The 25,705-nt window shown below is 68.1% G+C and carries 23 protein-coding genes and 5 tRNA genes; 22 read left to right on the top strand and 6 right to left on the bottom strand.

Annotated features, from left to right (window positions below; all coding sequences use genetic code 11):
• Positions 1-208: 208 nt before the first annotated feature.
• Complete coding sequence (gene serA, locus MOM01_RS19410; protein ID WP_241387066.1) at positions 209-1,801, top strand: phosphoglycerate dehydrogenase; 1,593 nt, start codon at positions 209-211, stop codon at positions 1,799-1,801.
• 80 nt (positions 1,802-1,881) lie between these two features.
• Positions 1,882-2,892: a 3-isopropylmalate dehydrogenase gene (locus tag MOM01_RS19405; protein ID WP_241387065.1), complete on the top strand. Its 1,011-nt coding sequence runs from the start codon at positions 1,882-1,884 to the stop codon at positions 2,890-2,892.
• Positions 2,893-2,938: 46 nt separating this feature from the next.
• On the opposite strand, the gene MOM01_RS19400 is transcribed toward MOM01_RS19405, so the two are convergent.
• Complete coding sequence (locus tag MOM01_RS19400) at positions 2,939-4,135, bottom strand: MFS transporter (RefSeq protein ID WP_241387064.1); 1,197 nt, start codon at positions 4,133-4,135, stop codon at positions 2,939-2,941.
• Positions 4,136-4,245: 110 nt separating this feature from the next.
• Between MOM01_RS19400 and MOM01_RS19395 the strand changes: the two genes are divergently transcribed.
• The 7 genes from MOM01_RS19395 (at position 4,246) to MOM01_RS19365 (ending at position 7,558) form a co-directional block, all read left to right on the top strand.
• Positions 4,246-5,022: a fumarylacetoacetate hydrolase family protein gene (locus MOM01_RS19395; protein ID WP_241387063.1), complete on the top strand. Its 777-nt coding sequence runs from the start codon at positions 4,246-4,248 to the stop codon at positions 5,020-5,022.
• A gap of 66 nt (positions 5,023-5,088) precedes the next feature.
• A complete protein-coding gene (gene gltX, locus MOM01_RS19390; RefSeq protein ID WP_241387062.1) occupies positions 5,089-6,561 on the top strand; it encodes a glutamate--tRNA ligase in 1,473 nt (490 codons plus the stop codon).
• Between the two features lie 182 nt (positions 6,562-6,743).
• Positions 6,744-6,815 (top strand) — tRNA-Gln (locus MOM01_RS19385).
• Between the two features lie 202 nt (positions 6,816-7,017).
• Positions 7,018-7,090, top strand: a tRNA-Glu gene (locus MOM01_RS19380).
• 83 nt (positions 7,091-7,173) lie between these two features.
• Positions 7,174-7,246 (top strand) — tRNA-Glu (locus MOM01_RS19375).
• Between the two features lie 83 nt (positions 7,247-7,329).
• Positions 7,330-7,402: transfer RNA gene (locus tag MOM01_RS19370), tRNA-Glu, on the top strand.
• Positions 7,403-7,485: 83 nt separating this feature from the next.
• Positions 7,486-7,558: transfer RNA gene (locus MOM01_RS19365), tRNA-Glu, on the top strand.
• Between the two features lie 53 nt (positions 7,559-7,611).
• On the opposite strand, the gene MOM01_RS19360 is transcribed toward MOM01_RS19365, so the two are convergent.
• Positions 7,612-8,124 carry a pyridoxamine 5'-phosphate oxidase family protein gene (locus MOM01_RS19360; protein ID WP_241387061.1) on the bottom strand — a complete coding sequence of 171 codons (513 nt, stop codon included), beginning with the start codon at positions 8,122-8,124 and terminating at the stop codon, positions 7,612-7,614.
• Positions 8,125-8,196: 72 nt separating this feature from the next.
• Entirely contained in the window at positions 8,197-8,898 is a 702-nt protein-coding gene (locus tag MOM01_RS19355) for an IclR family transcriptional regulator (protein WP_241387060.1), read from the bottom strand.
• Between the two features lie 124 nt (positions 8,899-9,022).
• On the opposite strand from MOM01_RS19355, the gene leuC reads away from it, so the two are divergent.
• The 3 genes from leuC to MOM01_RS19340 all read left to right on the top strand — a co-directional run bounded on the left by leuC (position 9,023) and on the right by MOM01_RS19340 (position 11,987).
• Positions 9,023-10,441 (top strand): 3-isopropylmalate dehydratase large subunit, encoded by a 1,419-nt coding sequence (leuC, locus tag MOM01_RS19350; RefSeq protein ID WP_241387059.1) that lies wholly within the window; start codon positions 9,023-9,025, stop codon positions 10,439-10,441.
• A gap of 28 nt (positions 10,442-10,469) precedes the next feature.
• On the top strand, positions 10,470-11,066 hold the full coding sequence (gene leuD / locus MOM01_RS19345; RefSeq protein ID WP_241387058.1) for a 3-isopropylmalate dehydratase small subunit: 597 nt from the start codon (positions 10,470-10,472) through the stop codon (positions 11,064-11,066).
• A gap of 159 nt (positions 11,067-11,225) precedes the next feature.
• Positions 11,226-11,987 carry an HU family DNA-binding protein gene (locus tag MOM01_RS19340; protein WP_241387057.1) on the top strand — a complete coding sequence of 254 codons (762 nt, stop codon included), beginning with the start codon at positions 11,226-11,228 and terminating at the stop codon, positions 11,985-11,987.
• Positions 11,988-12,083: 96 nt separating this feature from the next.
• Here the strand turns inward: MOM01_RS19340 and MOM01_RS19335 are convergent, their stop codons facing one another.
• The 3 genes from MOM01_RS19335 to cofC are packed head-to-tail and all read right to left on the bottom strand — an operon-like array spanning position 12,084 to position 15,954.
• The gene (locus MOM01_RS19335; RefSeq protein ID WP_241387056.1) at positions 12,084-13,043 is read right to left on the bottom strand and encodes an NUDIX hydrolase; all 960 of its coding nucleotides are present in this window, start codon (positions 13,041-13,043) and stop codon (positions 12,084-12,086) included.
• Positions 13,044-13,056: 13 nt separating this feature from the next.
• Positions 13,057-15,255 (bottom strand): RNA degradosome polyphosphate kinase, encoded by a 2,199-nt coding sequence (locus MOM01_RS19330; protein ID WP_241387055.1) that lies wholly within the window; start codon positions 15,253-15,255, stop codon positions 13,057-13,059.
• 21 nt (positions 15,256-15,276) lie between these two features.
• Positions 15,277-15,954, bottom strand: coding sequence for a 2-phospho-L-lactate guanylyltransferase (cofC, locus tag MOM01_RS19325; RefSeq protein WP_241387054.1), 678 nt, complete (start codon positions 15,952-15,954; stop codon positions 15,277-15,279).
• A gap of 144 nt (positions 15,955-16,098) precedes the next feature.
• Between cofC and MOM01_RS19320 the strand changes: the two genes are divergently transcribed.
• The 10 genes from MOM01_RS19320 to octT all read left to right on the top strand — a co-directional run bounded on the left by MOM01_RS19320 (position 16,099) and on the right by octT (position 25,703).
• Entirely contained in the window at positions 16,099-17,097 is a 999-nt protein-coding gene (locus tag MOM01_RS19320) for an NAD(P)H-dependent glycerol-3-phosphate dehydrogenase (protein WP_241387053.1), read from the top strand.
• Positions 17,094-18,218, top strand: coding sequence for a cystathionine gamma-lyase (locus MOM01_RS19315; RefSeq protein WP_241387052.1), 1,125 nt, complete (start codon positions 17,094-17,096; stop codon positions 18,216-18,218). The genes MOM01_RS19320 and MOM01_RS19315 overlap by 4 nt, the downstream gene beginning before the upstream one ends.
• A gap of 55 nt (positions 18,219-18,273) precedes the next feature.
• Positions 18,274-19,380, top strand: a complete 1,107-nt coding sequence (locus tag MOM01_RS19310) for a D-alanine--D-alanine ligase family protein (RefSeq protein ID WP_241387051.1) — start codon at positions 18,274-18,276, stop codon at positions 19,378-19,380.
• 50 nt (positions 19,381-19,430) lie between these two features.
• Positions 19,431-20,714, top strand: coding sequence for a glutamate-5-semialdehyde dehydrogenase (locus MOM01_RS19305; RefSeq protein ID WP_241387050.1), 1,284 nt, complete (start codon positions 19,431-19,433; stop codon positions 20,712-20,714).
• Between the two features lie 29 nt (positions 20,715-20,743).
• A complete protein-coding gene (locus tag MOM01_RS19300; RefSeq protein ID WP_241387049.1) occupies positions 20,744-21,640 on the top strand; it encodes an AAA family ATPase in 897 nt (298 codons plus the stop codon).
• Between the two features lies 1 nt (position 21,641).
• Positions 21,642-23,087, top strand: coding sequence for a vWA domain-containing protein (locus MOM01_RS19295; protein ID WP_241387048.1), 1,446 nt, complete (start codon positions 21,642-21,644; stop codon positions 23,085-23,087).
• Positions 23,088-23,157: 70 nt separating this feature from the next.
• Positions 23,158-23,823 (top strand): nicotinate-nucleotide adenylyltransferase, encoded by a 666-nt coding sequence (nadD, locus tag MOM01_RS19290; RefSeq protein ID WP_241387047.1) that lies wholly within the window; start codon positions 23,158-23,160, stop codon positions 23,821-23,823.
• Positions 23,820-24,254 carry a ribosome silencing factor gene (gene rsfS, locus MOM01_RS19285; RefSeq protein WP_241387046.1) on the top strand — a complete coding sequence of 145 codons (435 nt, stop codon included), beginning with the start codon at positions 23,820-23,822 and terminating at the stop codon, positions 24,252-24,254. Before nadD ends, rsfS begins: the two co-directional genes overlap by 4 nt.
• Positions 24,251-24,934: a histidine phosphatase family protein gene (locus MOM01_RS19280; RefSeq protein ID WP_308197012.1), complete on the top strand. Its 684-nt coding sequence runs from the start codon at positions 24,251-24,253 to the stop codon at positions 24,932-24,934. The genes rsfS and MOM01_RS19280 overlap by 4 nt, the downstream gene beginning before the upstream one ends.
• Positions 24,921-25,703 (top strand): diglucosylglycerate octanoyltransferase, encoded by a 783-nt coding sequence (octT, locus tag MOM01_RS19275; protein WP_241387045.1) that lies wholly within the window; start codon positions 24,921-24,923, stop codon positions 25,701-25,703. Before MOM01_RS19280 ends, octT begins: the two co-directional genes overlap by 14 nt.
• The last annotated feature ends 2 nt before the right edge of the window (positions 25,704-25,705 follow it).

Here is a 25,705-nt window from a genome sequence, read left to right as displayed (position 1 = left end):
ACCCGCGACGCCGTCCGGCCGGATATTGATCGGGCCCAGGATCGCGTGGGGGACTCCACCCCGACCCGATATTCGCCGGTGGGCGATCCCGGTGGGCCCGTAGTGGAGACCGGGGCACTAAACTGTGAGCGGTCCCGGGTGAACACGCCTTCTGCCGGACGCCGGCGCCGGCGACCACCCACACATTCACGACACAGGGAGTTCGCACGTGAGCCAGAATGGCCGTCCAGTAGTCCTGATCGCCGACAAGCTTGCGCAGTCGACCGTCGATGCGCTCGGTGACGGTGTCGAGGTGCGCTGGGTGGACGGCCCGGATCGCCCCGCCCTGCTCGCGGCCGTGCCCGAGGCTCAGGCGTTGCTGGTCCGCTCCGCGACCACCGTCGATGCCGAGGTGCTCGCTGCGGCACCCGATCTCAAGATCGTCGGTCGCGCCGGTGTCGGTCTCGACAACGTCGACATCGCCGCTGCCACCGAACGCGGAGTGATGGTCGTCAACGCGCCCACCTCCAACATCCACTCCGCCGCCGAGCACGCGGTGGCGCTGCTCATGTCCGCAGCACGCCAGGTGCCGGCCGCCGACCGCACCCTGCGTGAGCGCACGTGGAAGCGCTCGAGCTTCAACGGCACCGAAATCCTCGGCAAGACGGTCGGCGTCGTCGGCCTCGGCCGCATCGGCCAGCTGTTCGCTCAGCGGCTCGCGGCCTTCGAGACCCACGTCATCGCGTACGACCCCTACCTGCCGGCCGCGCGTGCCGCGCAGCTGGGCATCGAACTCGTCGACATCGACGAACTCGTCGCGCGCGCGGACTTCATCTCGGTGCACCTGCCCAAGACCAAGGAGACGGCCGGCCTGATCAACGCCGAGCGGCTCGCCAAGGCCAAGGACGGGGTCATCATCGTCAACGCCGCCCGCGGTGGCCTGATCGACGAGGACGCTCTCTACGACGCGCTCGTCGACGGCAAGGTGCGTGCCGCCGGTCTGGACGTCTTCGAGACCGAGCCGTGCACCGATTCGAAGCTCTTCGACCTCGACAACGTCGTGGTCACCCCGCACCTGGGTGCCTCGACCGCCGAAGCGCAGGATCGTGCCGGCACCGACGTCGCCAAGAGCGTGCTGCTCGCCCTCGCCGGCGAGTTCGTGCCGGACGCCGTCAACGTGTCGGGCGGTCCCGTGGGCGAAGAGGTCGCGCCGTGGCTCGAGCTCGTCCGCAAGCTGGGTCTGCTCGCCGGCACCCTTTCGCCCGAGGCCGTGCAGAACGTGCAGGTCGTCGCGAGCGGTGAGCTCTCGGCGGAGAACGTCGACATCCTCGGTCTCGCGGCGCTGCGCGGTCTGTTCTCCGCGAGCAGCGACGAGCCCGTCACCTTCGTCAACGCCCCCAAGCTCGCCGAGCAGCGTGGCGTCACGGTCGAGGTGGAGCGTGTCAGCGAGGCCCGGACGCACCGCAGCGCCGTCGAGGTGCGCGCGGTCTCGCCGGACGGACACGTCACCTCGGTGGCAGGCGCCCTGACCGGCCTGCAGCAGGTCGAGAAGATCGTCAACATCAACGGCCGCAGCTTCGACCTGCGTGCCGAAGGTCACAACGTGATCGTCCACTACCAGGATCGCCCGGGCGTGCTCGGAACGCTCGGCACCGTGCTCGGCAACGCGAACATCGACATCCAGGCGGCGGCGCTGAGCCAGGACGCCGAGGGACCCGGTGCGACCGTGATCCTGCGCGTCGACCGTGTCGTGGGCGACCCGGAGATCGCGCAGATCGTCGAGGCGCTCGACGCCCGCGTCGCGCAGGTCGACCTGTCCTGATCGTTTCGTTCCCCATCATCCGGTGGCCGCGACCGTCTGCACGGTCGCGGCCACCGTCGCACAGGAAGTGAGTAGCGTTCATGAAACTTGCGGTCATCCCCGGAGACGGCATCGGAGTCGAAGTCACGGCAGAGGCGTTGAAGGTCCTCCGCGCGCTCGTCCCGGAGCTCGAGACGACGGAATACGATCTCGGCGCTCGCCGGTACAACGAGACGGGTGAGCTCCTGCCCGAGGCCGACCTCGCCGCCATCCGTGAGCACGACGCGATCCTCCTCGGCGCCATCGGCGACCCCTCGGTCACGCCCGGTGTTCTCGAACGCGGTCTGCTGCTGAACATGCGGTTCGCGCTCGACCATCACGTCAATCTCCGGCCTGCGCGCCTGTACCCGGGTGCGAAGTCGCCGCTCGCCGCCGATCACGAGATCGACTTCGTCGTGGTCCGCGAGGGCACCGAGGGCCCGTACACCGGTAACGGGGGAGCGATCCGGGTGGGCACCCCGCACGAGATCGCCACCGAGGTCTCGGTGAACACCTGGTTCGGTGCCGAGCGCGTGGTGCGCTACGCCTTCGAACTCGCGCAGACCCGCCGCAAGCACCTGACGCTGATCCACAAGACCAACGTGCTCTCCAACGCCGGAGCGATCTGGACGCGGGCCGTCGAGACGGTGGGCAAGGAGTTCCCCGAGGTCACGACTGCCTACTGCCACATCGATGCGGCGACGATCTACATGGTCGACGATCCGTCGCGTTTCGACGTGATCGTGACCGACAACCTCTTCGGCGATATCGTCACCGACCTCGCCGGTGCGGTCACCGGGGGTATCGGCCTCGCTGCCAGCGGTAACATCGACGCCTCGGGCACCAACCCGTCGATGTTCGAACCCGTCCACGGTTCGGCGCCGGACATCGCCGGTAAGGGCATCGCCGATCCGACCGCCGCCATTCTGTCCACCGCCCTGCTGCTGCGCCATCTCGGGCGTGAGGAGGAGGCTCTGCGTGTCGAGCGCGCGGTGGAAGCCGATCTCTCGACCCGCGGCGACGGTCTGATCGTGACCACGGAAGTGGGCGACCGCATCACCGCCGCACTCTGACGTGCACGTGTGGTTCCGGCGCTCACCGCCGGAACCACACGGTCCGTCAGTCCCGTGGCACCACGGGAACCGCGACGGCGGGAGCCACCGCGGCCAGTGCGAACGCTGCCGGGAAACCGACCGCGGCGATGAGCCCCCCGAAGACGGGGCCCACCGCGGCGGCGAACACGAACTGCCCGGTGTTCTGGATACCGAGCGCCCGCCCTCCCCAATAGGGCCCCGCGATCTCCGCCACGGCCGTGAACGCCAAGCCGTTCGGGGCGGAGGTCAGGACGGAGGCGACGAGCAGAACACCAATGGCAAGAGGTGAATTCGTCAACGACACGCCGGCGAGCGCGATCATCGACACCACGACGGCCGCCGCGACGATCCGCATCGGCCCGAGTCTGCTGCCCACCCTGTCGGACCACGCGCCGGTGACGACACGACCGAGTGCGCCGAGGATCTGAGCCACGGTGATGACGAGACCGGCACCGACCTCGTCCCATCCCCGATCGGTGATCAGCCACACCAGGGCGTATGTCCACACGACGTATTGCGGAACCACGAGCAGGATCGACGCGAGATGGATGCGCGTCAGCGACAGTGACGTCCGGTAGGGGTTGGCGAGGGCACCGGTGCGTTCCGCCTCCGCACGGCCGGGGCGCGGCGGATCGATCACGCCCACCGCGCAGGCGAGGGCTGCCACGCCGCACGCGAGTGCGGGAAATGCGAGCGCCCAAGCGATTCCGTGGCCGCCCGCGAGGGTCGGGATCACCAGTGCGCCTGCCGCGACACCCAGCGGTACCGACATCTGCCGGATGCCCATCGCGAGTCCGCGTTGCCGCGGAGGGAACCAGCCGACGACGACCCGGCCGCTCGCGGAATTGGCGCTCACGGCTCCGGCCCCCGCACACATCAGCAGGATGCCCAGCAGAGCGGCGGAAGCCGTGCGGGAGAGTTCGAGCGAGGCTGTCAGGCTCGCGACGCACATCGCTGCGGCGGCGAGTCCGAGTCCGGCTGTCAATGCGAGCCGTTCGCCGAATCGGTCGGCGATCGCCCCCCACACCACGAGAGTGAACACGCCACCGAGGAGTGGTGCGCCGGCGAGCGTTCCGGCTTGGGCGAGCGTGAAGCCGGCGTCCTGGTGCAGTGTCGGAATGAGGAAGGCGACGCCGTTGACGACGGTGGCCTGCGCGGCCTGCGCCAGGACGCCGAGGGCCAGGATCAGCCACCGCCGGCGACCGATGTCCGGTGTATCCATACTTCTCACTATCTGAGATGTTCGTTCCGTTATATGAAATTTGGTTCGGACTCTATACCTGCGGCACCCGGGCGTCGATCGCGGTAGACGGGCACCGTTAGACTCCGGGCATGCGCCTTGGTCGAATTGCCAGCCCGGATGGTGTCGCGTTCGTGAGCGTCGAGGGGGAGGGAGATTCCGCGACGGCGAAGGAGATAGCCGAGCATCCCTTCGGCAACCCCACCTTCACGGGCCGTAGCTGGCCCCTCGCCGACGTGCGGATCCTCGCGCCGATCCTCGCCACCAAGGTGATCGCGGTAGGCCGCAACTACGCCGCGCACGCCGCCGAATCCGGCAACGAGGTGCCCGACGAGCCGATGATCTTCCTCAAGCCCAACACGTCGATCGTGGGTCCGGGAGCGCCTATCGTGATCCCGCCCACCACCTCGCTCGTCCACCACGAGGCCGAACTCGCCGTGGTCATCGGGCGCCCGTGCAAGGACGTCCCGGCAGCGAAGGCGCGCGACGTCGTCCTCGGCTACACGATCGCCAACGACGTGTCCGCGCGCGACCACCAGAGCAAGGACGGGCAGTGGGGACGCGCGAAGGGGCACGACACCTTCTGTCCACTCGGCCCGTGGATCGAGACCGACATCGACGCGTCCGATCTGGAGATCTCGGCAGAGGTCGACGGGCAGATCCGTCAGCGCAGCAGGACCTCGAAGATGGTGCACGACGTCCCGAAGCTCATCGAGTGGATCTCCGGCGTCATGACGCTGCTCCCGGGCGATGTCATCCTCACCGGCACGCCGGAGGGTGTCGGGCCGATCGAGCCGGGAGACACCGTCTCGATCAGCATCGAGGGCATCGGCACCCTCACCAACCCGGTCGTCGCCAAGGGATCCTGATCTGAGCTCGGGGCGGGGCGGATAGCCTGGAATGGTCTCCCGTCGATCCTCAACCCCGAGCGAGTCATGACCACCAGCGAAGTACGCGTACGTTTCTGCCCGTCACCGACCGGAACCCCGCACGTGGGACTGGTGCGCACCGCCCTGTTCAACTGGGCGTTCGCGCGTCATCACGGCGGCACCTTCGTGTTCCGTATCGAAGACACCGACGCCGCGCGCGACACCGAGGAGTCCTACCAGGCGATCCTCGACGCCCTCCGGTGGCTCGGCCTCGAATGGGACGAGGGCCCGGAGGTCGGCGGCCCGTACAAGCCGTACCGGCAGTCGCAGCGACGCGACCTCCACATCGAGATCGTCCGGAAGCTCCTCGAGGCCGGCGAGGCGTACGAGTCCTTCTCGACGCCGGAGGAGGTCGAGGAGCGGCACCGGGCGGCCGGCCGCGACCCGAAGCTGGGCTACGACAACTTCGATCGCGACCTGACCCCGGAGCAGCGGCAGGCCTATCTCGACGAGGGACGCAAGCCGGTCGTGCGTCTGCGCATGCCGGACGAGGATCTGACGTGGAAGGACCTCGTCCGCGGTGAGACCACCTTCAAGGCGGGCTCGGTTCCGGACTTCGCGCTCACCCGCAGCAACGGCATCCCGCTGTACACGCTCGTCAATCCCGTCGACGATGCCTTGATGAAGATCACGCACGTGCTGCGCGGCGAGGACCTGCTGTCGTCGACGCCTCGCCAGCTCGCGCTCTACGCGGCGCTGCAGCGGATCGGTGTGGCCGATTTCACGCCCGAATTCGGGCATCTGCCGTTCGTGATGGGCCACGGCAACAAGAAGCTGTCCAAGCGCGACCCGGAGTCGAATCTCTTCCTGCACCGCGACCGCGGGTTCATCCCCGAAGGTCTGCTCAACTACCTCGCGCTGCTCGGCTGGGGTCTTGCCGACGACCGCGACGTGTTCTCGCTCGACGAGATGGTGGCCGCCTTCGACATCTCCAAGGTCAACTCGAACCCGGCGCGATTCGATCAGAAGAAAGCCGATGCGATCAACGCCGAGCACATCCGCATGCTCGACCCGGCGGACTTCGCGGGCCGGCTGAAGGCCTATCTCGTCGAGCACGGCCATATCGGTCCCAGCGTCGACGACACGCTCTTCCGGACGGCGGCGGACCTCGTGCAGACCCGCATCGTCGTCCTGTCCGACGCGTGGGATCTGCTGAAGTTCCTGTTCGTCGACGAGGCCGACTTCCGCCTGGACGAGGCGTCCGCGGCAAAGAACCTCAAGGAGGATGCGGCGCCGGTGCTCGACGCCTCCCTGGCCGCGCTCGAGGGGCTGGAGGAGTGGACCACGCCGGCGATCGAGGAGGCGCTGCGGGTTGCGCTCATCGAGACGCTCGAACTCAAGCCGCGCAAGGCGTTCGCCCCCGTGCGGGTCGCGGTGACCGGTTCGCACATCAGCCCGCCTTTGTACGAGTCGATGGAGTTGCTCGGCCGTGAGCGCACGCTCGCGCGGCTGCGGGCGGGACGCGCTCGCATCGCCTGACAGCTGCCGTAGGCATCGGCCCGTCACCGCCCAGGGTGGGGTGACGGGCCGTTCTGTATCTTCGCCGATTTCAGGGCCTTGACCAGGCGATTTGTAGTTGGTGGCGGGGTTGGTGCTAATCTTCTTCTCGGTTCGGAACGGAGGCCGTGAAGCCCGCAGGGCAGGCCGAAGAGACAGACCATTGGGGTATGGTGTAATTGGCAACACAGCTGATTCTGGTTCAGCCATTCTAGGTTCGAGTCCTGGTACCCCAGCTGAGATGCGGCGGTTTGCCCGCAGCGTCTCGGCCAGCTAAGCTGGCTGAGCTTCCTCCGGGGAGCGACAGAGAAGNTCTGGTTCAGCCATTCTAGGTTCGAGTCCTGGTACCCCAGCTGAGATGCGGCGGTTTGCCCGCAGCGTCTCGGCCAGCTAAGCTGGCTGAGCTTCCTCCGGGGAGCGACAGAGAAGAAGTTCCAGGCCCCCGTCGTCTAGCGGCCTAGGACGCCGCCCTCTCACGGCGGTAGCGTGGGTTCGAATCCCATCGGGGGTACAACGGACTCCCACCGATCTCAGGATCGGTGGGTGTTCTTCTCTGCAGCGGCATCGACCCGTCGATGCCGAGGAAAGTTCCAGGCCCCCGTCGTCTAGCGGCCTAGGACGCCGCCCTCTCACGGCGGTAGCGTGGGTTCGAATCCCATCGGGGGTACAACGGACTCCCACCGATCTCTGGATCGGTGGGTGTTCTTCTCTGGAGCGGCATCGACCCGTCGATGCCGAGGAAAGTGCCAGGCCCCCGTCGTCTAGCGGCCTAGGACGCCGCCCTCTCACGGCGGTAGCGTGGGTTCGAATCCCATCGGGGGTACAACGGACTCCCACCGATCTCTGGATCGGTGGGGGTTCTTCTCTGCAGCGGCATCGACCCGTCGATGCCGAGGAAAGTGCCAGGCCCCCGTCGTCTAGCGGCCTAGGACGCCGCCCTCTCACGGCGGTAGCGTGGGTTCGAATCCCATCGGGGGTACAACGCGAAGGCCCTCCGATCATCGATCGGAGGGCCTTCTTCGTGTCGGTGCGTCAACGGGCGGCCGGCGACAGATATGCGGCTGTCGTGCCACCGATCTCCAGAGCGGGCATCCCGAGCTTGCGGTGATCCCACGATCGCACCCGCTCGGGAACCACGCGAACGGCCACGCGCTTGTGCATCATCTGTTCCACCGCGGGACGGGCCTCGTCCGTATACGGAGCGGTGTATCGCTCCCAGACGTCACGGCAGACGGCGAACAGGCGGTCGTGGTCGTCCGTGATCTCCGCACGGCCTTCGATGGAGACACCCCGCAACTGGTCGTAGGTGTCGCCGGCCTCCACGAGGACGGTGACCCGGTCGTCACGGCGGAGATTGACGACCTTCTGCGACTTGGACTTCGTCTCGAACCAGATCTCCCCGTCCAGCACCGAGTACCACATGGCGACGAGATGGGGGGTCCCGGTCGGTCCGAGCGTGGCCAGGTTTGCCACCCGACTGCGGTGGAGGAACTCGTCGATCTCCGAGTCCGTCATGGTGATGTCTGCGCGGCGGTTGATTCCCATGCGAAGCACTGTGACACACGATCACCGCGGACTGTGACGCAGGACGCACCGCCGCCGCCACCGGTAATCGGCTCAGAGCCGCTTCTGAAGCGCCTCTGCTGCCGCCAGGAGGTCTGCAGCCCACCGGGCACCCGGCCGGCGCCCCATGCGGTCGATGGGGCCCGAAACCGACACTGCCGCGATCACTGCGCCGGTGGCGTCGCGAACCGGGGCAGCGACCGAGGCGACGCCGGGCTCGCGCTCGGCGGCGCTCTGGGCCCAGCCACGGCGCCGGACCTCGACGAGGACACGTTCTCCGAAGGCGGCTTCGGGCAGGATGGCTCGCTGGGTGGCCGTATCGGCCCATGCGAGCAGAACTTTCGCGCCGGACCCCGCGGTCATCGGCAGACGCGCACCGACGAGGACGGTATCGCGAAGGCCCGTCGGGGGTTCGAGGGCGGCGACACAGACGCGTTGCGTACCCTCTCTGCGGTAGAGCTGCACGCTCTCACCGGTGATCTCGCGCAGTCGGGGGAGTACGAGCGAGGCGGCTTCGACGAGGGTGTCACCTGCGCCGGCGGACAGTTCGGCGAGCGCGGGCCCGGGGCGCCACTGCCCGTCCGTGTCCCGCATGAGAAGGCGGTGTACCTCGAGGCCGACGGCGAGACGGTGCGCGGTCGCGCGCGGAAGACCGGTCCGAGCGCACAACTCGTTGAGGTTGCAAGGTTGTTCGGCCACCGCATGGAGGACTGTCATCGCTTTGTCCAGCACTCCGATCCCGCTATGCTGTCTCATAGGTCGATACCTCCGTCTCGCATAATGAGAAGCATATCGCATGCCGAGTGCGGTGGAGACGACACCATGCGCGACCGGACGGCCCCCGGATTTCGCGTTCGTCACGTACGACAAGGTGGAGAACATGGCTGGAAAGACTCTGGCGGAGAAGGTGTGGGACCAGCACGTGGTCGTGCGCGGTGAAGGAGAGGGTGCGGCACGGCAGCCGGATCTGATCTACATCGATCTGCACCTCGTGCACGAGGTGACCAGCCCGCAGGCCTTCGACGGTCTGCGGCTGGCCGGACGCACGCTGCGGCGTCCCGATCTCACGATCGCCACCGAGGATCACAACGTCCCCACGGTCGACATCGACAAGCCGATCGCCGACCCGGTTTCGCGCACGCAGGTCGACACGCTGCGCCGCAACTGCGAGGAATTCGGTGTTCGGCTGCACCCCATGGGCGATATCGATCAGGGCATCGTCCACGTCGTCGGCCCGCAGCTCGGTCTCACGCAGCCGGGGATGACGGTGGTGTGCGGCGACAGTCACACCTCGACGCACGGAGCCTTCGGTGCCCTCGCAATGGGTATCGGCACCAGTGAGGTCGAGCACGTCATGGCCACGCAGACGTTGTCGCTGCGGCCGTTCAAGACGATGGCGATCAATGTCGACGGCACACTCGCTCCCGGCGTGACGAGCAAGGACCTGATCCTCGCGATCATCGCGAAGATCGGGACGGGCGGGGGGCAGGGTTACGTCCTCGAGTACCGGGGTGAAGCGATCCGGGCGCTGTCCATGGAAGCGCGGATGACCATCTGCAACATGTCGATCGAGGCCGGGGCTCGCGCCGGCATGATCGCGCCCGACGAGACCACCTACGAGTTCGTCAAGGGGCGCCCGCATGCACCGAAGGGCGCCGACTGGGACGCGGCCGTCGCGGCATGGGAACAGCTGAAGACCGACGACGACGCGGTTTTCGATGCCGAGGTCCACATCGACGGCAGCGCACTGACGCCCTTCGTCACATGGGGTACCAATCCCGGGCAGGGTGCACCGCTCGGTGCCACGGTGCCGGTACCGGAGGAGATCGCAGACGAGACCGAGCGGTCGGCCGCCGAGAAGGCGCTCCGCTACATGGATCTCGAACCGGGCATGCCGCTTCGCGACGTCCGGATCGACACCGTCTTCGTCGGCTCCTGCACCAACGGCCGGATCGAGGATCTGCGTGCCGTTGCGGACGTTCTGAAGGGTCGCAAGGTCGCCGACGGCGTCCGGATGCTCGTCGTGCCCGGGTCGATGCGGGTGCGGGCACAGGCGGAAGAGGAAGGCCTCGGTGAGATCTTCACCGCCGCAGGCGCCGAATGGCGGCAGGCGGGATGCTCGATGTGCCTGGGAATGAACCCTGATCAGCTCGCGCCGGGGGAACGCTCCGCGTCGACATCGAACCGGAACTTCGAAGGACGGCAGGGAAAGGGCGGCCGTACGCATCTCGTCTCCCCGGCCGTCGCCGCCGCAACCGCGGTGCGGGGCACGCTTTCTGCCCCGGCCGATCTGGACTAGACCACAGGACCGACGAGGAGAATTTTCGATGGAAGCCTTCACCACTCACAAGGGCATCGGCGTCCCGCTGCGCCGGTCCAATGTCGACACGGACCAGATCATCCCCGCCGTGTACCTGAAGCGCGTCACCCGTACGGGATTCGAGGACGGTCTGTTCGCCGCATGGCGCACCGACCCCTCGTTCGTGCTCAACACCCCTCCGTTCGACCGCGGCAGCGTTCTCGTCGCCGGACCGGATTTCGGTACCGGTTCGTCGCGTGAGCACGCGGTGTGGGCACTGTCCGATTACGGCTTCCGGGTTGTCATCTCGTCCCGGTTCGCCGACATCTTCCGCGGCAACGCCGGGAAGGCCGGACTGCTCGCCGCCGAGGTCGCGCAGGACGACGTCGAATTGCTCTGGAAGCTCATCGAACAGCAGCCCGGGCTCGAACTCGAGGTGGATCTGACAAACCGGACTGTGACCGCCGGAACCACAGTGGTGCCGTTCACCATTGACGACTACACCAGGTGGCGTCTGCTCGAAGGTCTCGACGACATCGGATTGACATTGCGCCAGGTAGACGCGATTTCCGAGTACGAAAAGTCAAGGCCGTCATGGAAACCGAGTACCCTTCCGGCGCCCTGAAAACACCCCTGGATCAGCCCGGGCCGACGCTCCCGTCGGCCCGGGCTCGCCTGTTATTTGCATGAGAATCCGCGTGGCACATAGACTCTTGCCCGTTTGCGGGTCTACCGTGGACTCGAGTCGGTCTGACGGTGGACCGTGTACAGGCGGAGGAATGCAATGAACAAGGCAGAACTGATCGATGTTCTGACCGAGAAACTCGGTTCGGACAGGCGTACGGCCACGGCGGCCGTCGAGCACATGGTGGACGCGATCGTTCGCGCCGTGCACGAGGGTAAGAGCGTCACCATCACCGGCTTCGGTGTCTTCGAGAAGCGTCGCCGGGCCGCTCGTGTCGCTCGGAATCCGCGCACGGGTGAGACGGTCAAGGTCAAGCCGACCTCGGTGCCGGCCTTCCGGCCCGGCCAGTCCTTCAAGAACATCATCGCGGGAACCCAGAAGCTCCCCGCGACGGGCCCGGCCGTGAAGCGCGGTGCAGCCGCAGCGGCCAAGAAGACCGCAGCAGCCAAGAAGGCGGCGAAGAAGACTGCGGCCAAGAAGACCACGGCCACGAAGGCCACCGCGGCGAAGAAGACCACCGCGGCGAAGAAGACCACGGCCACGAAGGCGGCTCCGGCGAAGACGTCCACCGCCACCAAGTCGACCGCGGCGACGACGACCCCGGCCACGAAGGCGGCTCCGGCGAAGACGTCCACCGCCACCAAGTCGACCGCGGCGACGACGACCCCGGCCACGAAGGCGGCTCCGGCGAAGACGTCCACCGCCACCAAGTCGACCGCGGCGACGACGACCCCGGCCACGAAGGCGGCTCCGGCGACGAAGTCCACCGCCACCAAGTCGACCGCGGCGAAGAAGACCACCGCGGCGAAGAAGAGCCCGGCGAAGAAGACCACGGCTCGTAAGACTGCAGCCAAGAAGTAGGGTGCACTCCAGGTGCGGCCCGCCTGCGTGCGGGTCGCACCGAGCCTGCGACGGCGGCCACCGGATTTCCGGTGGCCGCCGTCGCATGTTCGGGGATCAGGTGCGGCGCGTGTCCGCGCTCGCCCGCCCGTCGACAGGCAGTGGGCTGTCGAGGTGATCGGCGGCGACCAGACGGTCGCCTCGCAGCGACAGCACCCACATACTGGCCTTCCGGTTACGCGCCGGGGGCAGCACCACGCCGTCTCGCTCCGCCCACCACCCGAGGAGGGGCGGGATCACCTTGCCCTGACTGCAGATCACGGGCGTGCCGGGCCCGGACGCGATATCCAGCGCCCGCTTGCGGCTGCGATCCGGATCGGCCCGGTATTCCTCCTCCGACAAGGACGGTTCGAGAGTGACCTCGAGTCCGTGACTCTCCGCGAACGGCTCGACCGTCTTGATGCACCGGGTGCGATCGGCCGAGACCACCCGGTCCCCACCGAATGCCGTCAGTTGCGCGACGAGAGCGGCGGCCTGCGCCCGCCCGGACGCATCGAGCGGGCGGAATCGATCGTCGCCCTTGTACTTCTTGCGGCTTCCGGCCTTGGCATGCCGGACGAGCAGCGCGGTGGTGGTGTCGAGCGGCACCCGGCGGAAGCGTCGCAGGACACTGCGATCCATCGGGTAGGACAGCATGTCGAATGCTTTCTCGGGGGTCACCCAACGTAATTCGTCCACCTCCTCGTTGGGCGTGAACTGCCCGTCGAGGGTGCGGGCGATCCAGTAGTCGACCCTTTTGAGTTTGCGATGCCCCGGGATGGGATAGGTCACCTTTCCGAGACTCCGCCCGAGCGCGGCCCGGAATCCGGTCTCCTCCTCGATCTCGCGCGCAGCGGCGACCACTGCCGTTTCGCCGGCGTCGAGTTTGCCCTTCGGAAACGACCAGTCGTCGTATCGAGGACGATGTACCAGTGCGATCTCCGCGTCGTGCGCGGAGTCGTCGGCCGCGGGGCGCCAGAGGATCGCGCCCGCCGCGAAGATGTTGGCCTTCACGGGCTTGTCGCGTGAGTCGGACAACGTTTCCTCCACCTCAGGACGCGCGGCTGCGCATCAGCTCGACTTGATGGTCCCGGGCTGCCGTGCCCGGCTCGGGTGACGCCCTCCACGTCCCGTCGGCCTCGAGTGTCCAGCAGCGGGTGACGGGATCCAGAGCGGAGTCGAAGATCTTCTCCAACTGCGAACTCAGCCGGGGATCCTTCACCTGAACCATCACTTCGACGCGCCGGTCGAGGTTTCGGTGCATCATGTCCGCGCTGCCGATCCAGAACTCGTCGCTGCCCCGGAATTGGAACAGGCGCGAGTGTTCGAGGAACCGGCCCAGAATCGATCGCACCGTGATGTTCTCGCTGAGTCCGGGAACGCCCGGCTTGAGCGCGCAGATGCCGCGCACCACGACCTCGACCGTCACTCCGGCGCGCGACGCGCGGTAGAGCGCATCGATGACCTGCTCGTCGACGAGTGCGTTGGCCTTGAGGCGGATTCCGCTGGGACGCCCGGCGTTGTGATGCTCGATCTCGCGTTCGACGCGTTCGATGATGCCCTTGCGTACCCCGTGCGGCGCGACGAGCAGATTGCGGTACTGGGCCTTGCGTGAATACCCGGTGAGCGTGTTGAACAGGTCGGTCAGGTCGGCGCCGATCTCCGGGGAGGAGGTCAGCAGGCCGACGTCCTCGTACAGGCGCGCCGTCTTCGGGTTGTAGTTGCCGGTGCCGATATGGCAGTAGCGGCGGATCGTCGAGCCTTCCCGGCGCACGACGAGGCAGGTCTTGCAGTGGGTCTTGAGGCCGACGAGGCCGTAGACGACGTGGACGCCCGCCTGTTCGAGTTTGCGGGCCCATTTGATGTTGGCCTGCTCGTCGAAGCGTGCCTTGATCTCCACGAGTGCGACGACCTGCTTGCCCGCTTCGGCCGCGGCGATCAGCGCGTTGACGATGGGGGAGTCGCCCGACGTCCGGTACAGGGTCTGCTTGATGGCGAGCACCTGGCTGTCGGCTGCGGCCTGCTCGATGAAGCGCTGGACACTCGTGGAGAACGAGTCGTAGGGGTGATGGACGAGGATGTCGCCTTCACGCAGAGTCGAGAACACGCTCTTCGGGGTCTCGCGTTCCCCGAAGGCGGGATGCGTCGCCGGAACGAAGGGTGCGTCCTTCAGGTCGGGCCGGTCGACGGCGTGGACCTGCCACAGGGACGACAGGTCGAGCAGGCCCGGCAACTGCACGACGTCCACCCTGTCGACGTCCAGTTCGCGCAACAGCAGGTCGAGCATGTGCTCGGTCATGTCGTCCGAGACCTCGAGCCGTACGGGAGAACCGAATCGGCGCCGGGCGAGTTCGCGTTCGAGGGCCTGGAGGAGATCCTCGTCACGATCCTCCTCGACCTCGAAGTCCGCATTGCGGGTGACCCGGAAGGCGTGGTGCTCGACGATCTCCATGCCGGGGAACAACACGTCGAGGTGCGCGGCGATCAGTTCCTCGAGGGGAAGGAAGGCGGGCAGGCCGTGCGAGGAACCGGCCCGGTCGACCCGCACGAAACGGTCGACGTTGTCGGGCACCTTCACGCGAGCGAAGTGCTCACCCGATGACTGCGAATCCTTCACCGTCACAGCAAGATTCAGAGAGAGTCCGCTGATGTAGGGAAAAGGGTGGGCGGGATCGACGGCGAGCGGAGTCAGAACCGGGAAGACCTGTTCGGCGAAATACTGTGTCAGCCGGCCGCGTTCGTCCGGCGTCAGATCGGCCCACCGGATGATCGAAATGCCTTCGGCCGCCAGGGCGGGCAGGACCGAGTCGAGGAAGACCTGTGCGTGCCGCCCGGCGAGTTCGCGGGTGCTCGACGCGATGAGGGCGAGCTGGGTGCGGGGTGACAGACCGTCCGCGGATCGCACCGACAGTCCGGTCTCGGCGCGGCGTTTGAGGCCTGCGACTCGCACCATGTAGAACTCGTCGAGATTCGACGCGAAGATCGCGAGGAATTTGGCTCGTTCGAGCAACGGCTGGGAGGTGTCCTCCGCGAGGGCGAGGACACGGGCGTTGAAATCGAGCCAGCTCTGTTCCCGGTTGAGATAGCGATCGACGGGCAGCGTGCTGTCCTGATCCCTCGTCAGCTGCAGCGCGGTCGCCGCCGGGGGAGCACTGGTGGCCGTGGCCACGCGACCCGGGGGGCGCGTGGAACCCGTCTGCCTCGCGTGTTCGGGCCTTGTCGTCGAGTCGGGAGCATCGCCGTTCGTCACCAGTTCATTGTGGCAGAGGCGTCAGGAGGAGAGGTTCTCTCGAGCGGGGCTCGGCACCTCGAACCCGAGTTCGTTCAACACCCTCGCGGTCGCGTCTCCGACACCGAGGCGGTGCGCGCCGGCCAGATCGTCGAGGGTATCGACGTCGAGACGCAGACCGGGTAGCGGATCCGGCACCTCGTACGCCCCCGCCCGGAGATGCCGGAGGGCCGAATCCGGACCGAAGAAGAACGGGGGCATCGTGCCCGGTGTGCAGTGCAGCAATGCCGTGGTGCCTCGTGAGGTGTGATCGCTCACCACCGCCAGTCCCGCGCGGCGGGCGGCCTCGCGGGCGCGACCGAACTCGTCGGAGCGCAGCGCCGGGAGATCGGCCTGGAGCGCGACCAGTTCGGCGTCCCGTCGGCGTTCCCGCACGTGGCGCGCCGCAGCCCGCAGAGCCTCGTTGAGAGGATCGTCGGCCCCGGGGGAGACGGGGTCGGGGAAGACGTGGGCACCGCAGTCCCGGGCCGTGTCCGCGACGCGCGCGTCGACGGTGACGACGGTGACGCTCACGTCCCCCGCGAGCAGCGCTGCCGTGACGGTGTCGCGCAGCATCGCGAGCACGAGTGCGGCGCGCGCTCGCGGGTCGAAGGAGTCGGCCAGCCGCGACTTCGCCAGGCCGAGGGCCTTGACGGGGACGAGCACGTGCGTCGCGGTCATGAGCGCGATTGTGCCAGTCCTCTCGCCACGGACGATGTGCGGTCCGGCGACCGAGCGGGCACGGTGCGGGCCGGGACTGCGCGATACTGGGTGCGATCGTGGTGACTGGGCCCGAGCCGGGGCCGGAACGAGAGTGAGGATCGTGTGACCACAGCAGCAGTTCTGGGCGCGGGTTCGTGGGGGACGGCGTTCGCCAAGGTGCTGGCGGATGCCGGAACGGACGTGACGCTCTGGGCACGGCGCGAGGAAGTGGCGCGGTGTATCGCGGAGCGGCACGAGAACCCCGACTATCTGCCCGGCGTCGAGCTGCCGCACTCGTTGAAGGCCACCGCCGACCATCGGGTCGCCGTGGAGGGCGCCGACTTCGTCGTGCTGGCCGTGCCCAGCCAGACCCTGCGGTCCAATCTCGAGCGGTGGAGCGCCGATATCGGCTCGGACGTCTCTCTCCTGAGCCTGGCCAAGGGAATCGAGAGCGGCACCCTGATGCGGATGAGTCAGGTGATCGGTCAGGTCACCGGCGCCGAACAGAATCGCATCGCGGTCTTGTCCGGGCCCAACCTCGCGCGCGAGATCGCCGACGGGCAGCCGGCGGCGACGGTGATCGCGTGCCCCGATTCCACCCGAGCGATGGAAATCCAGAAATCCTGTGCGACCGGATATTTCCGCCCGTACACGAATTCCGACGTGATCGGCTGCGAGATCGGCGGAGCCTGCAAGAACGTCATCGCCCTCGCGTGCGGCATGGCAGCCGGGGTGGGGCTCGGTGAGAACACCGTCGCGAGCATCATCACGCGCGGCCTCGCCGAGATCATCCGCCTCGGGACCGCGCTCGGGGCGAAACCGGCAACGCTCGCAGGACTCGCCGGCGTCGGCGACCTCGTCGCGACCTGCGCGTCCCCGCTCTCACGCAATCGTTCGTTCGGTGAGCGCCTCGGCCGCGGCGGTTCGCTCGAGAGCGCGCAGGAGGCGACGCACGGCCAGGTCGCCGAAGGGGTCAAGTCGTGCACCTCGGTTCGCGCTCTCGCGGCGAGTTACGACGTCGAGATGCCGCTCACCGACGCGGTTCATCGCGTCTGTCACGAAGGTATGTCGGTGCACGATGCGATCGGGCTGCTCCTCGGACGACGGATCAAGCCGGAATGAGCCGTCTGCCGGGCGACTCGACGCGCTGTGTGAAGGCCGTTGCCCACGAGGGCCTTCCGGGATCTCCCCTGCAGCCGGGTCCGGTCTTCGCCGCTCCCTATCTGCTCGGGGAGGATGAAAGGGACGACGTCGACACCTATGCGCGGGCGTCGAATCCGGGCTGGCGCGCCCTCGAGTCGGCCCTCGCGGCACTCGAACACGCGTCGGCTGCGCGTGTCGTCGGCTCGGGCATGTCGGCGATCACCGTGGCGTTGCGAGCGCTCACCTCCCCGGGAGGCACGGTCGTCGTCCCGTCCGAGGGCTACTACCAGGTGCGTATGTTCGCGACCGAGTATCTGGCACCGCACGGAATCGAGGTGCACGAGCTCTCCGTCGCCGAATTCGGGGACGGATCGTTGCAGCAGGTGCTCGACGCGGCCGGTCCGGGTGCGCTCGTACTCGCCGAGACCCCGTCGAATCCCGGCCTCGACACGGTGGATCTGCGCGAGACCGCGGCGCTGTGCCACCGGGCCGGTGCGGTGTTGCTCGTCGACAACACGACTGCGACACCACTCGGGCAACTCCCTCTCGATCTCGGTGCCGACGTGGTGGTGGCCAGCGGCACGAAGTCGCTCAGCGGTCACAGCGACCTGCTGTTCGGATACGTCGCCGTCGCGAACGACGACCTGCTGCCCGCGGTGGACCGGGAACGGCTGCTCTCGGGAACCGTGCTGGGCCCGTTCGAGACCTGGTTGGCGCACCGCAGTCTCGGCACCGCCGGATTGCGCTTCGAACGGCAGTGCGCGAATGCGCTCGCCGTCGCCGAGATGCTGCGGAGCCACCCGGCGGTGAGCGGTGTGCGTTATCCGGGACTCGAGACCGATCCGGCCTATGCGGTCGCCGCGCGGCAGATGCGTCGCTACGGCCCACTCGTGACGTTCCGGCTACCGACCCGCGACGACGTGTACCGCTTCGTCCGCGCAACCGAACTCGTCACCCCCGCGACCAGTTTCGGCGGAATCCACACCACCGCCGATCGTCGCGCTCGCTGGGGCGACGCGGTGCCCGAGGGGTTCGTCCGATTGTCGTGCGGAATCGAGGACACCGACGATCTGCTCGCGGATCTCGACGCGGCCCTGTGAACGTGCGTAGGACTCGCCCGTTCCGCGGAGAGCGTCTACCGGTACGGTTCGACATGTGAGTACGCCCCGCATCCGGGTGGCCGTCGTCTTCGGTGGCCGCAGCAACGAACATTCCGTCTCCTGCGTTTCGGCAGGCAGCATCCTCCGGAATCTGGATCCCGAGAAGTACGAAGTCGTACCGGTGGGAATCACCACCGAGGGTGCCTGGGTGCTCGGTGACGCCGATCCTGCGCGCCTCGCTGCTGTGGGTCGCGAACTGCCTGTCGTCGACGGCACGGGCCGCGGTCTCGTGCTGACCGCGGATCCGACGCGCCGGGGCGACATCGTCGCTCTCGACGAGGATGCATTCGGCACGATCCTCGCTTCCGTCGACGTGGTCTTTCCCGTCCTGCACGGAGCCTACGGCGAGGACGGCACGATCCAGGGGCTCCTGGAACTGGCGGGAATCCCGTACGTCGGGCCGGGGGTGCTCGCGAGTGCCGCCGGGATGGACAAGGAGTTCACGAAGAAGCTGCTCGCCGCCGAAGGGCTTCCGGTGGGCTTCCAGGTCGTCATGCGCCCGGGCACCTCGAGCCTGACCGAGCAACAGAAGGATCGGCTGGGATTGCCGGTCTTCGTCAAGCCGGCCCGAGGCGGGTCGTCGATCGGAATCAGCCGTGTGGCGGACTGGGCGGCATTCGACGCCGCCGTCGACAAGGCGCGCCTGCACGATCCCAAGGTCATCGTCGAGTCCGCGATCGTCGGCCGGGAGGTCGAGTGCGGGGTACTCGAGTTTCCCGACGGCGACGTCCGCGCCAGTGTCGTCGCCGAGATCCGCATGCCCGACACCTCCGCCGACCACGAGGCGTTCTACGACTTCGACACGAAGTATCTCGACGACATCTGCGAATTCGACGTCCCGGCCCGTCTGGACGAGGAGATATCGGACCGCATCCGGGCTCTCGCCGTCCGTGCCTTCCGCGCCCTCGACTGCCAGGGGCTCTCCCGCGTGGACTTCTTCGTCACCGAGAACGGACCGGTGATCAACGAGATCAACACGATGCCCGGTTTCACGTCGATCTCGATGTACCCGCGCATGTGGGAGGCGACCGGCGTGGACTACCGGAACCTGTTGTCGATCCTGGTGGACACCGCGCTCGCGCGGGGGACCGGACTGCGCTAGACGGGCACTGTGCCTGTGGACGGCACAGTCGGCGCGACTAGTCTGGACCCATGACTGCCGTGACCCCCGACTCAGTCGCGACCGACGCCGGCTCGGACGTCCGCGAGATCGTTCATTCCGCCGCCCGGCGCGCGCGCATCGCCTCGCGTCGTCTCGCGCTGCTCACCACCAAGGAGAAGGACGCCGCGCTGCATGCCGCGGCCGACGCTCTGCTCGCCGCGTCCACCACCGTCCTCGCCGCAAACGCCGAGGACATCGAGGCCGCACGCGCCGCCGGTATCGAGGAGGCCATTCTCGACCGGCTGCGCCTGACCGCCCCCCGGATCGACGGCATCGCAGCGGGACTGCGCCAGGTGGCGGGACTGCCCGACCCGGTCGGTGGAGTGGTCCGAGGATCGACGCTGCCCAACGGCCTGGAACTGCGCCAGGTGCGCGTCCCGCTCGGTGTGGTCGGGATGGTCTACGAGGCCCGGCCCAACGTCACCGTCGACGCCTTCGGGCTGGCACTGAAGTCGGGTAACGCCGCGCTGCTGCGCGGTTCGTCGTCGGCGGCGCGCTCGAACGCCGCGCTCGTCGAGGTGTTGCGTGCCTCGCTCGAGGAGCAGGGTCTTCCCGCCGACGCCGTCCAGTTGCTGCCGAGCGCCGACCGCTCGTCGGTCACCCATCTCATCCAGGCCCGGGGACTCGTCGACGTGGTGATCCCGCGCGGGGGCGCAGGCCTGATCGCCGCAGTGGTCCGCGACGCCACCGTTCCCACGATCGAGACCGGCACGGGCAACTGCCATGTCTACGTGCACTCCGCGGCCGACCTCGAGATGGCGGAGAAGATCGTGATCAACGCGAAGACGCGTCGTCCGAGCGTGTGCAACACCGCGGAGACGATCCTCGTCGACGCCGCGATCGCCGACACCGCCGTCCCGAAGCTGCTGCAGGCCCTGCAGTCGCAGGGTGTGACCGTCCACGGCGACCTCCCCGGCCTCGTGCCGGCGACCGAGAAGGACTGGGCCGAGGAGTACCTCTCGCTCGACGTGGCCTTCGCGGTGGTCGACGACCTCGATGCCGCGGTCGATCACATCGACCGTTACGGCACGGGCCACACCGAGGCCATCGTCACCGCGGATCTCGCTGCTGCGCGAGAGTTCACGACGCGCGTGGACGCCGCAGCGGTTATGGTCAACGCTTCGACGGCGTTCACGGACGGCGAGCAGTTCGGTTTCGGAGCGGAGATCGGTATCTCCACCCAGAAGCTGCACGCGCGCGGTCCGATGGGCCTGCCCGAACTGACGTCGACGAAATGGGTGGTGTGGGGAGACGGCCACACCCGCCCCGCCTGATCGTTCCCGTTCCGACGAAAGGAACCAGCGTGGATCGTGCGCTGCCCACCACCCCGCCGATCTTCGCGGACGTACAGGACGTGATCGACCGCCTGGCCGGCACCGGATATCTCGCCGACAAGGCCACCGCCACCGCGGTCTTCCTCGCCGACCGCCTCGGCAAGCCGCTGCTCGTCGAGGGGCCGGCAGGGGTCGGCAAGACCGAGCTGGCCAGGGCGGTCGCCCAGACCTCCGACGCGGAGCTGGTGCGGTTGCAGTGTTACGAAGGGGTCGACGAATCCCGCGCACTCTACGAGTGGAATCACGCCAAGCAGATTCTCCGGATCCAGTCGGCCGGGGCGAACGCCGCGGCGGGCGAGTCGTGGGATCGCACCAAGGAGGACGTCTTCTCCGAGGAGTTCCTGTTGTCGCGGCCGCTCCTGACCGCGATCCGCCGCGAGGATCCGACGGTGCTCCTCGTCGACGAGGTGGACAAGGCCGACGTCGAGATCGAGGGTCTGCTGCTCGAGGTACTCAGCGACTTCGCGGTCACGGTGCCCGAACTCGGCACGATCCGCGCGACCCGTAAGCCGTTCGCCGTACTCACCTCGAATGCGACCCGCGAGCTGTCGGAAGCGCTCAAACGCCGGTGCCTGTTCCTGCACCTGGACTTCCCGGATGCGGATCTCGAACGCCGGATCCTCGCCAGCCGGGTGCCCGAGCTCCCCGAGGCGCTCGCCGAGCAACTCGTCCGCACGGTGCGGGTACTGCGGGCCATGCAGCTCAAGAAGGTGCCGTCGGTGGCGGAGACCATCGACTGGGGCCGCACACTGCTCGCTCTCGGTCTCGACACCCTCGACGACAACGCCGTGCGCAGCACTCTCGGGGTGATCCTCAAACACCGGTCCGATCAGGATCGCGCCGCCGCCGAGCTCCGGTTGAACTGACATGACCGGAGCGCGCGTGCCCGGATCCGGGGTGCTGCCGACGCCCCACGGTCTGCCCGGCCACCTCGTCGGTTTCGTGGAAGCCCTGCGTCGTCGCGGGATCGCGGTCGGGCCGTCCGAGACGGTCGACGCCGGACGCGTGATGACGGTGCTCGACCTCCTCGACCGGGATGCCCTGCGGGAAGGGCTCGCGTGCACACTGCTCCGTCGTCCGACCCACCGCCCGACTTTCGACGCCCTGTTCGACCTGTGGTTTCCGCCCGCGATCGGACGCCGTGAGGCCGACGGGCCCGGTGTGGGCATTCCGCGCACCCCCGACGGCGAGATCGATTTCGAGGCGTTGCGCGACCTGATCGCGGAGTTGCTCTCGGACGAGTCCCCGCAGGCGCTCGAGGCGACCGAGATGCTCGTCGCCGCGATCGTGGAGGAACTCGGACAGTACGCATCGTCGAACGGTCCGTCCTTCTCGGCCTATCAGGCGCTGCGGGACGTCTCCCCGGACACCTTGCTGACGAGGATCCTCGAAGGATTGCTCGGCAACAGCACCCGGGAGGAACGCGACGACGCCGCCTACGAGAGCGAGGTCGCGCGTCGTACCGCCGCTCAGCGGATCGCGGACTTCCGGGCCATGGTCGAACGCGAGACCCGTCGGCGCACGGCGGAACAACTCGGGCGCGAGCGTGTCGAGAAGTACGGGGTGCCCAAGCTCGCCGAGGAAGTGGACTTCCTCCGGGCCTCCGACGCGGAACTCGTCGCGCTGCGCCGCACCGTCATGCCGCTCGCACGGCTGCTCGCCAGCCGTCTCGCGGCCCGCCGCCGACGTGCGCGGGCCGGCGCGATCGACCTGCGGCGCACGCTGCGCAGGTCCATGTCCACCGGCGGGGTGCCCATCGACCTGGTGAACCGCAAACCCCGGCCGGCGCGCCCCGAGCTCGTGGTGCTCTGCGACGTCTCCGGTTCCGTCGCCGGGTTCTCGCACTTCACGCTGCTGCTCGTGCACGCCCTGCGTGAGCAGTTCTCGCGAGTGCGGGTCTTCGCGTTCATCGACACCGCGGACGAGGTCACGCACTATTTCTCGGCGGGCGCGGATCTGGGCGAGGCGATGTCGAGGATGCTGCGGGAAGCCGAGTTGATCACCTACGACGGGCACTCCGACTACGGGAACGCGCTGGGCAGCTTCGCCGAGAACCACGCGCATGCCCTCACCGGCCGCAGTTCGTTGCTGATCCTCGGCGATGGGCGCACCAATTACCGCAATCCGAATCTCGAGGCCCTCGACCACCTCGTGTCCGTCGCGCGTCACGCGCACTGGCTCAACCCCGAGCCGAAGGGGCAGTGGGGGTCGGGTGATTCGGCAGCGCGGGTCTACAGCGAGCTCGTGACGATGCACGAATGCCGCTCGGCGCAGCAGCTGGCGGCGGTGGTGGCAGGTCTGCTCCCGGTATGACCCCGTAAGCTGGACAACCGTGCATCAGCCAACGGATCGGCACGCGACCCCCAGACGTCGTCTGGGGGTGATGGGTGGAACGTTCGACCCGATCCATCACGGACACCTCGTGGCGGCCAGCGAGGTCGCTGCGAGCTTCGACCTGGACGAAGTGATCTTCGTGCCCACCGGGCAGCCCTGGCAGAAGACCGGACGTGACGTCAGCCCTGCCGAGGATCGCTACCTGATGACGGTGATCGCGACCGCCTCGAACCCGCAGTTCTCGGTCAGCCGCGTCGACATCGATCGCCGCAAACCGACCTATACCGTCGACACGTTGCGGGACCTCAGCACGCAGTATCCGGATGCGGATCTGTACTTCATCACCGGTGCCGACGCCCTGGGATCCATCCTGTCCTGGCAGGACTGGCACACCCTGTTCGATCTCGCACGCTTCGTCGGGGTGTCGCGTCCCGGCTACGACCTGCACGCCGAACACCTCGCGCCGCATCTGGACGACCTGCCGGTCGAGGCGGTGAGTCTGGTCGAGATCCCCGCCCTGGCGATCTCCTCCACGGACTGTCGCAGGCGGGCCCGGGAGGGCCGCCCGGTCTGGTATCTGGTGCCCGACGGAGTCGTGCAGTACATCAGCAAGCGTCGGCTCTACCGCACCGATAGGCATCACGGCGTGGATTCCGCCGTACCGGTGCCCGACGAAAACGTTTCCACCCTCATCGAGAGAAAGAGCACGCAGTGAGCGCAACGGCAGAAGCCACGGAGATGGCCCGTATCGCGGCCCTGGCCGCCGACGAGAAACTCGCCACCGACGTCGTGGTGCTCGACGTGTCCGAGCAATTGGTGATCACCGACTGCTTCGTCATCGCGTCTGCACCCAACGAGCGTCAGGTCAACGCGATCGTCGACAACGTCGAGGAGAAGCTGCGTCTGGCGGGGCACAAGCCCGTCCGGCGCGAAGGCACCCGCGAGGGACGCTGGACCCTGCTCGACTACGTCGACGTGGTCGTGCACATCCAGCACGAGGACGAACGCAACTTCTACGCGCTCGACCGCTTGTGGAAGGACTGCCCCACGATCGAGGTGGAGGGCGTCGGCGGCCCCCGCTCGGCGCTGGATGCGGATACCGAAGGATCGGCCGTGACGTCCGGCGACTCCGCGGAGGACGTGTGAGCGACCCGGTGAGGGGGCGGGGGGAGCAGCAGGACGGTCCTCGGGTGCGGCAACTGGTGCTGCTGCGCCACGGGCAGACCGAGTACAACGCCACCCGGCGGATGCAGGGACAACTCGACACCGAACTGTCCGAACTGGGCCGGCGACAGGCGCGCGCCGTCGCCGAGGTGATCGCGCGGTTCGATCCGCTCGCGGTCGTCTCCTCCGATCTGCGACGTGCCTACGACACGGCGACGGTCCTCGGTGACCGAGCGGGCCTGTCGGTCGAGATCGACGCGCGGCTGCGCGAGACGCATCTCGGGGAGTGGCAGGGCCTGACCCACCTGGAGGTCGATGCGCTCGCGCCGGGTGCGCGCAGCGCGTGGCGTGCCGATGCGACCTGGGCGCCGCCCGGTGGTGAGAACCGGGTCGACGTCGCGCGGCGCAGCACGGCCGTCGTCGGCGAACTGCTCGACAAGCACGAGAACTGGGCGGACCGGCCCATCGTGCTGGTCGCGCACGGCGGTCTGATCGCCGCGCTCACCGCGGCACTGCTGGATCTGCCGGTGGAGCGGTGGCCCGTGCTCGGCGGGCTCGGGAACACCGGCTGGGTGCAGCTCAGCGGATACGGCGAGGTGCCGTCCTGGCGTCTCGACGTGTGGAACGCGTCGGCCACGGTGGCGCCCGATGACGTCCTCTGAGCAGCTGACCGCCGAGGACGGGCCGACTTCGCGACGGCCCGTCCTGCTGGTGATCGGCGACTCGTTGAGCTACTACGGACCGAAGGGGGGACTGCCCGCCGACCATCCGCGGATCTGGCCCAATCTGGTCGCCGCGGAACTCGGCTGGGACGTCGAGCTCGTCGCGCGCATCGGCTGGACCACGCGTGACGCCTGGTGGGCGATGACCCAGGATCCCCGGGTGTGGGCCGCGATCCCGCATGCGGGCGCGGTCGTGCTCGCGGTGGGCGGTATGGACACTCTGCCCTCGCCCCTGCCCACCGCTCTGCGGGAGGGACTGCGCTACATCCGCCCGCCCGCCCTGCGTCGCGCGGCGCGCACCGCCTACGGGTGGCTGCAGCCTCGGCTCTCGCCGCTCGGCCGCCCGGTCGCCCTGCCTCCGCGAGTGAGCGTCGAGTACCTCGAAACGATCAGGGACGCACTGGCATACATGCGGCCCGACCTTCCGGTCGTCGGGACCCTGCCGTCGGTGCACCGCAGCGAACAGTATCGATCGGTCCACCGCGGCCGGCTGCCGGCCGCGCGGGCGATCACCCGCTGGGCATCCGAGAAGTCGGTCCCTCTGGTCGATCTCGCGGACGCGGTACGGGAGAACGTCTTCTCCGACGACGCCAATCCCGACGGCATCCACTGGGGGTGGGACGGCCACCGCCGTGTCGCCGCTGCGGTGGGAGATGCGGTTCGCATGGTGCGCCGGGATGCGGAATCCCCGGTGGAGGGCCTACGGTAGGC

Source organism: Rhodococcus sp. CH91 (assembly GCF_022554085.1).
GTDB lineage: Bacteria > Actinomycetota > Actinomycetes > Mycobacteriales > Mycobacteriaceae > Rhodococcus.
Note: the sequence above shows the minus strand (reverse complement) of the source record. Positions and strands in the feature narration are given on the sequence as shown.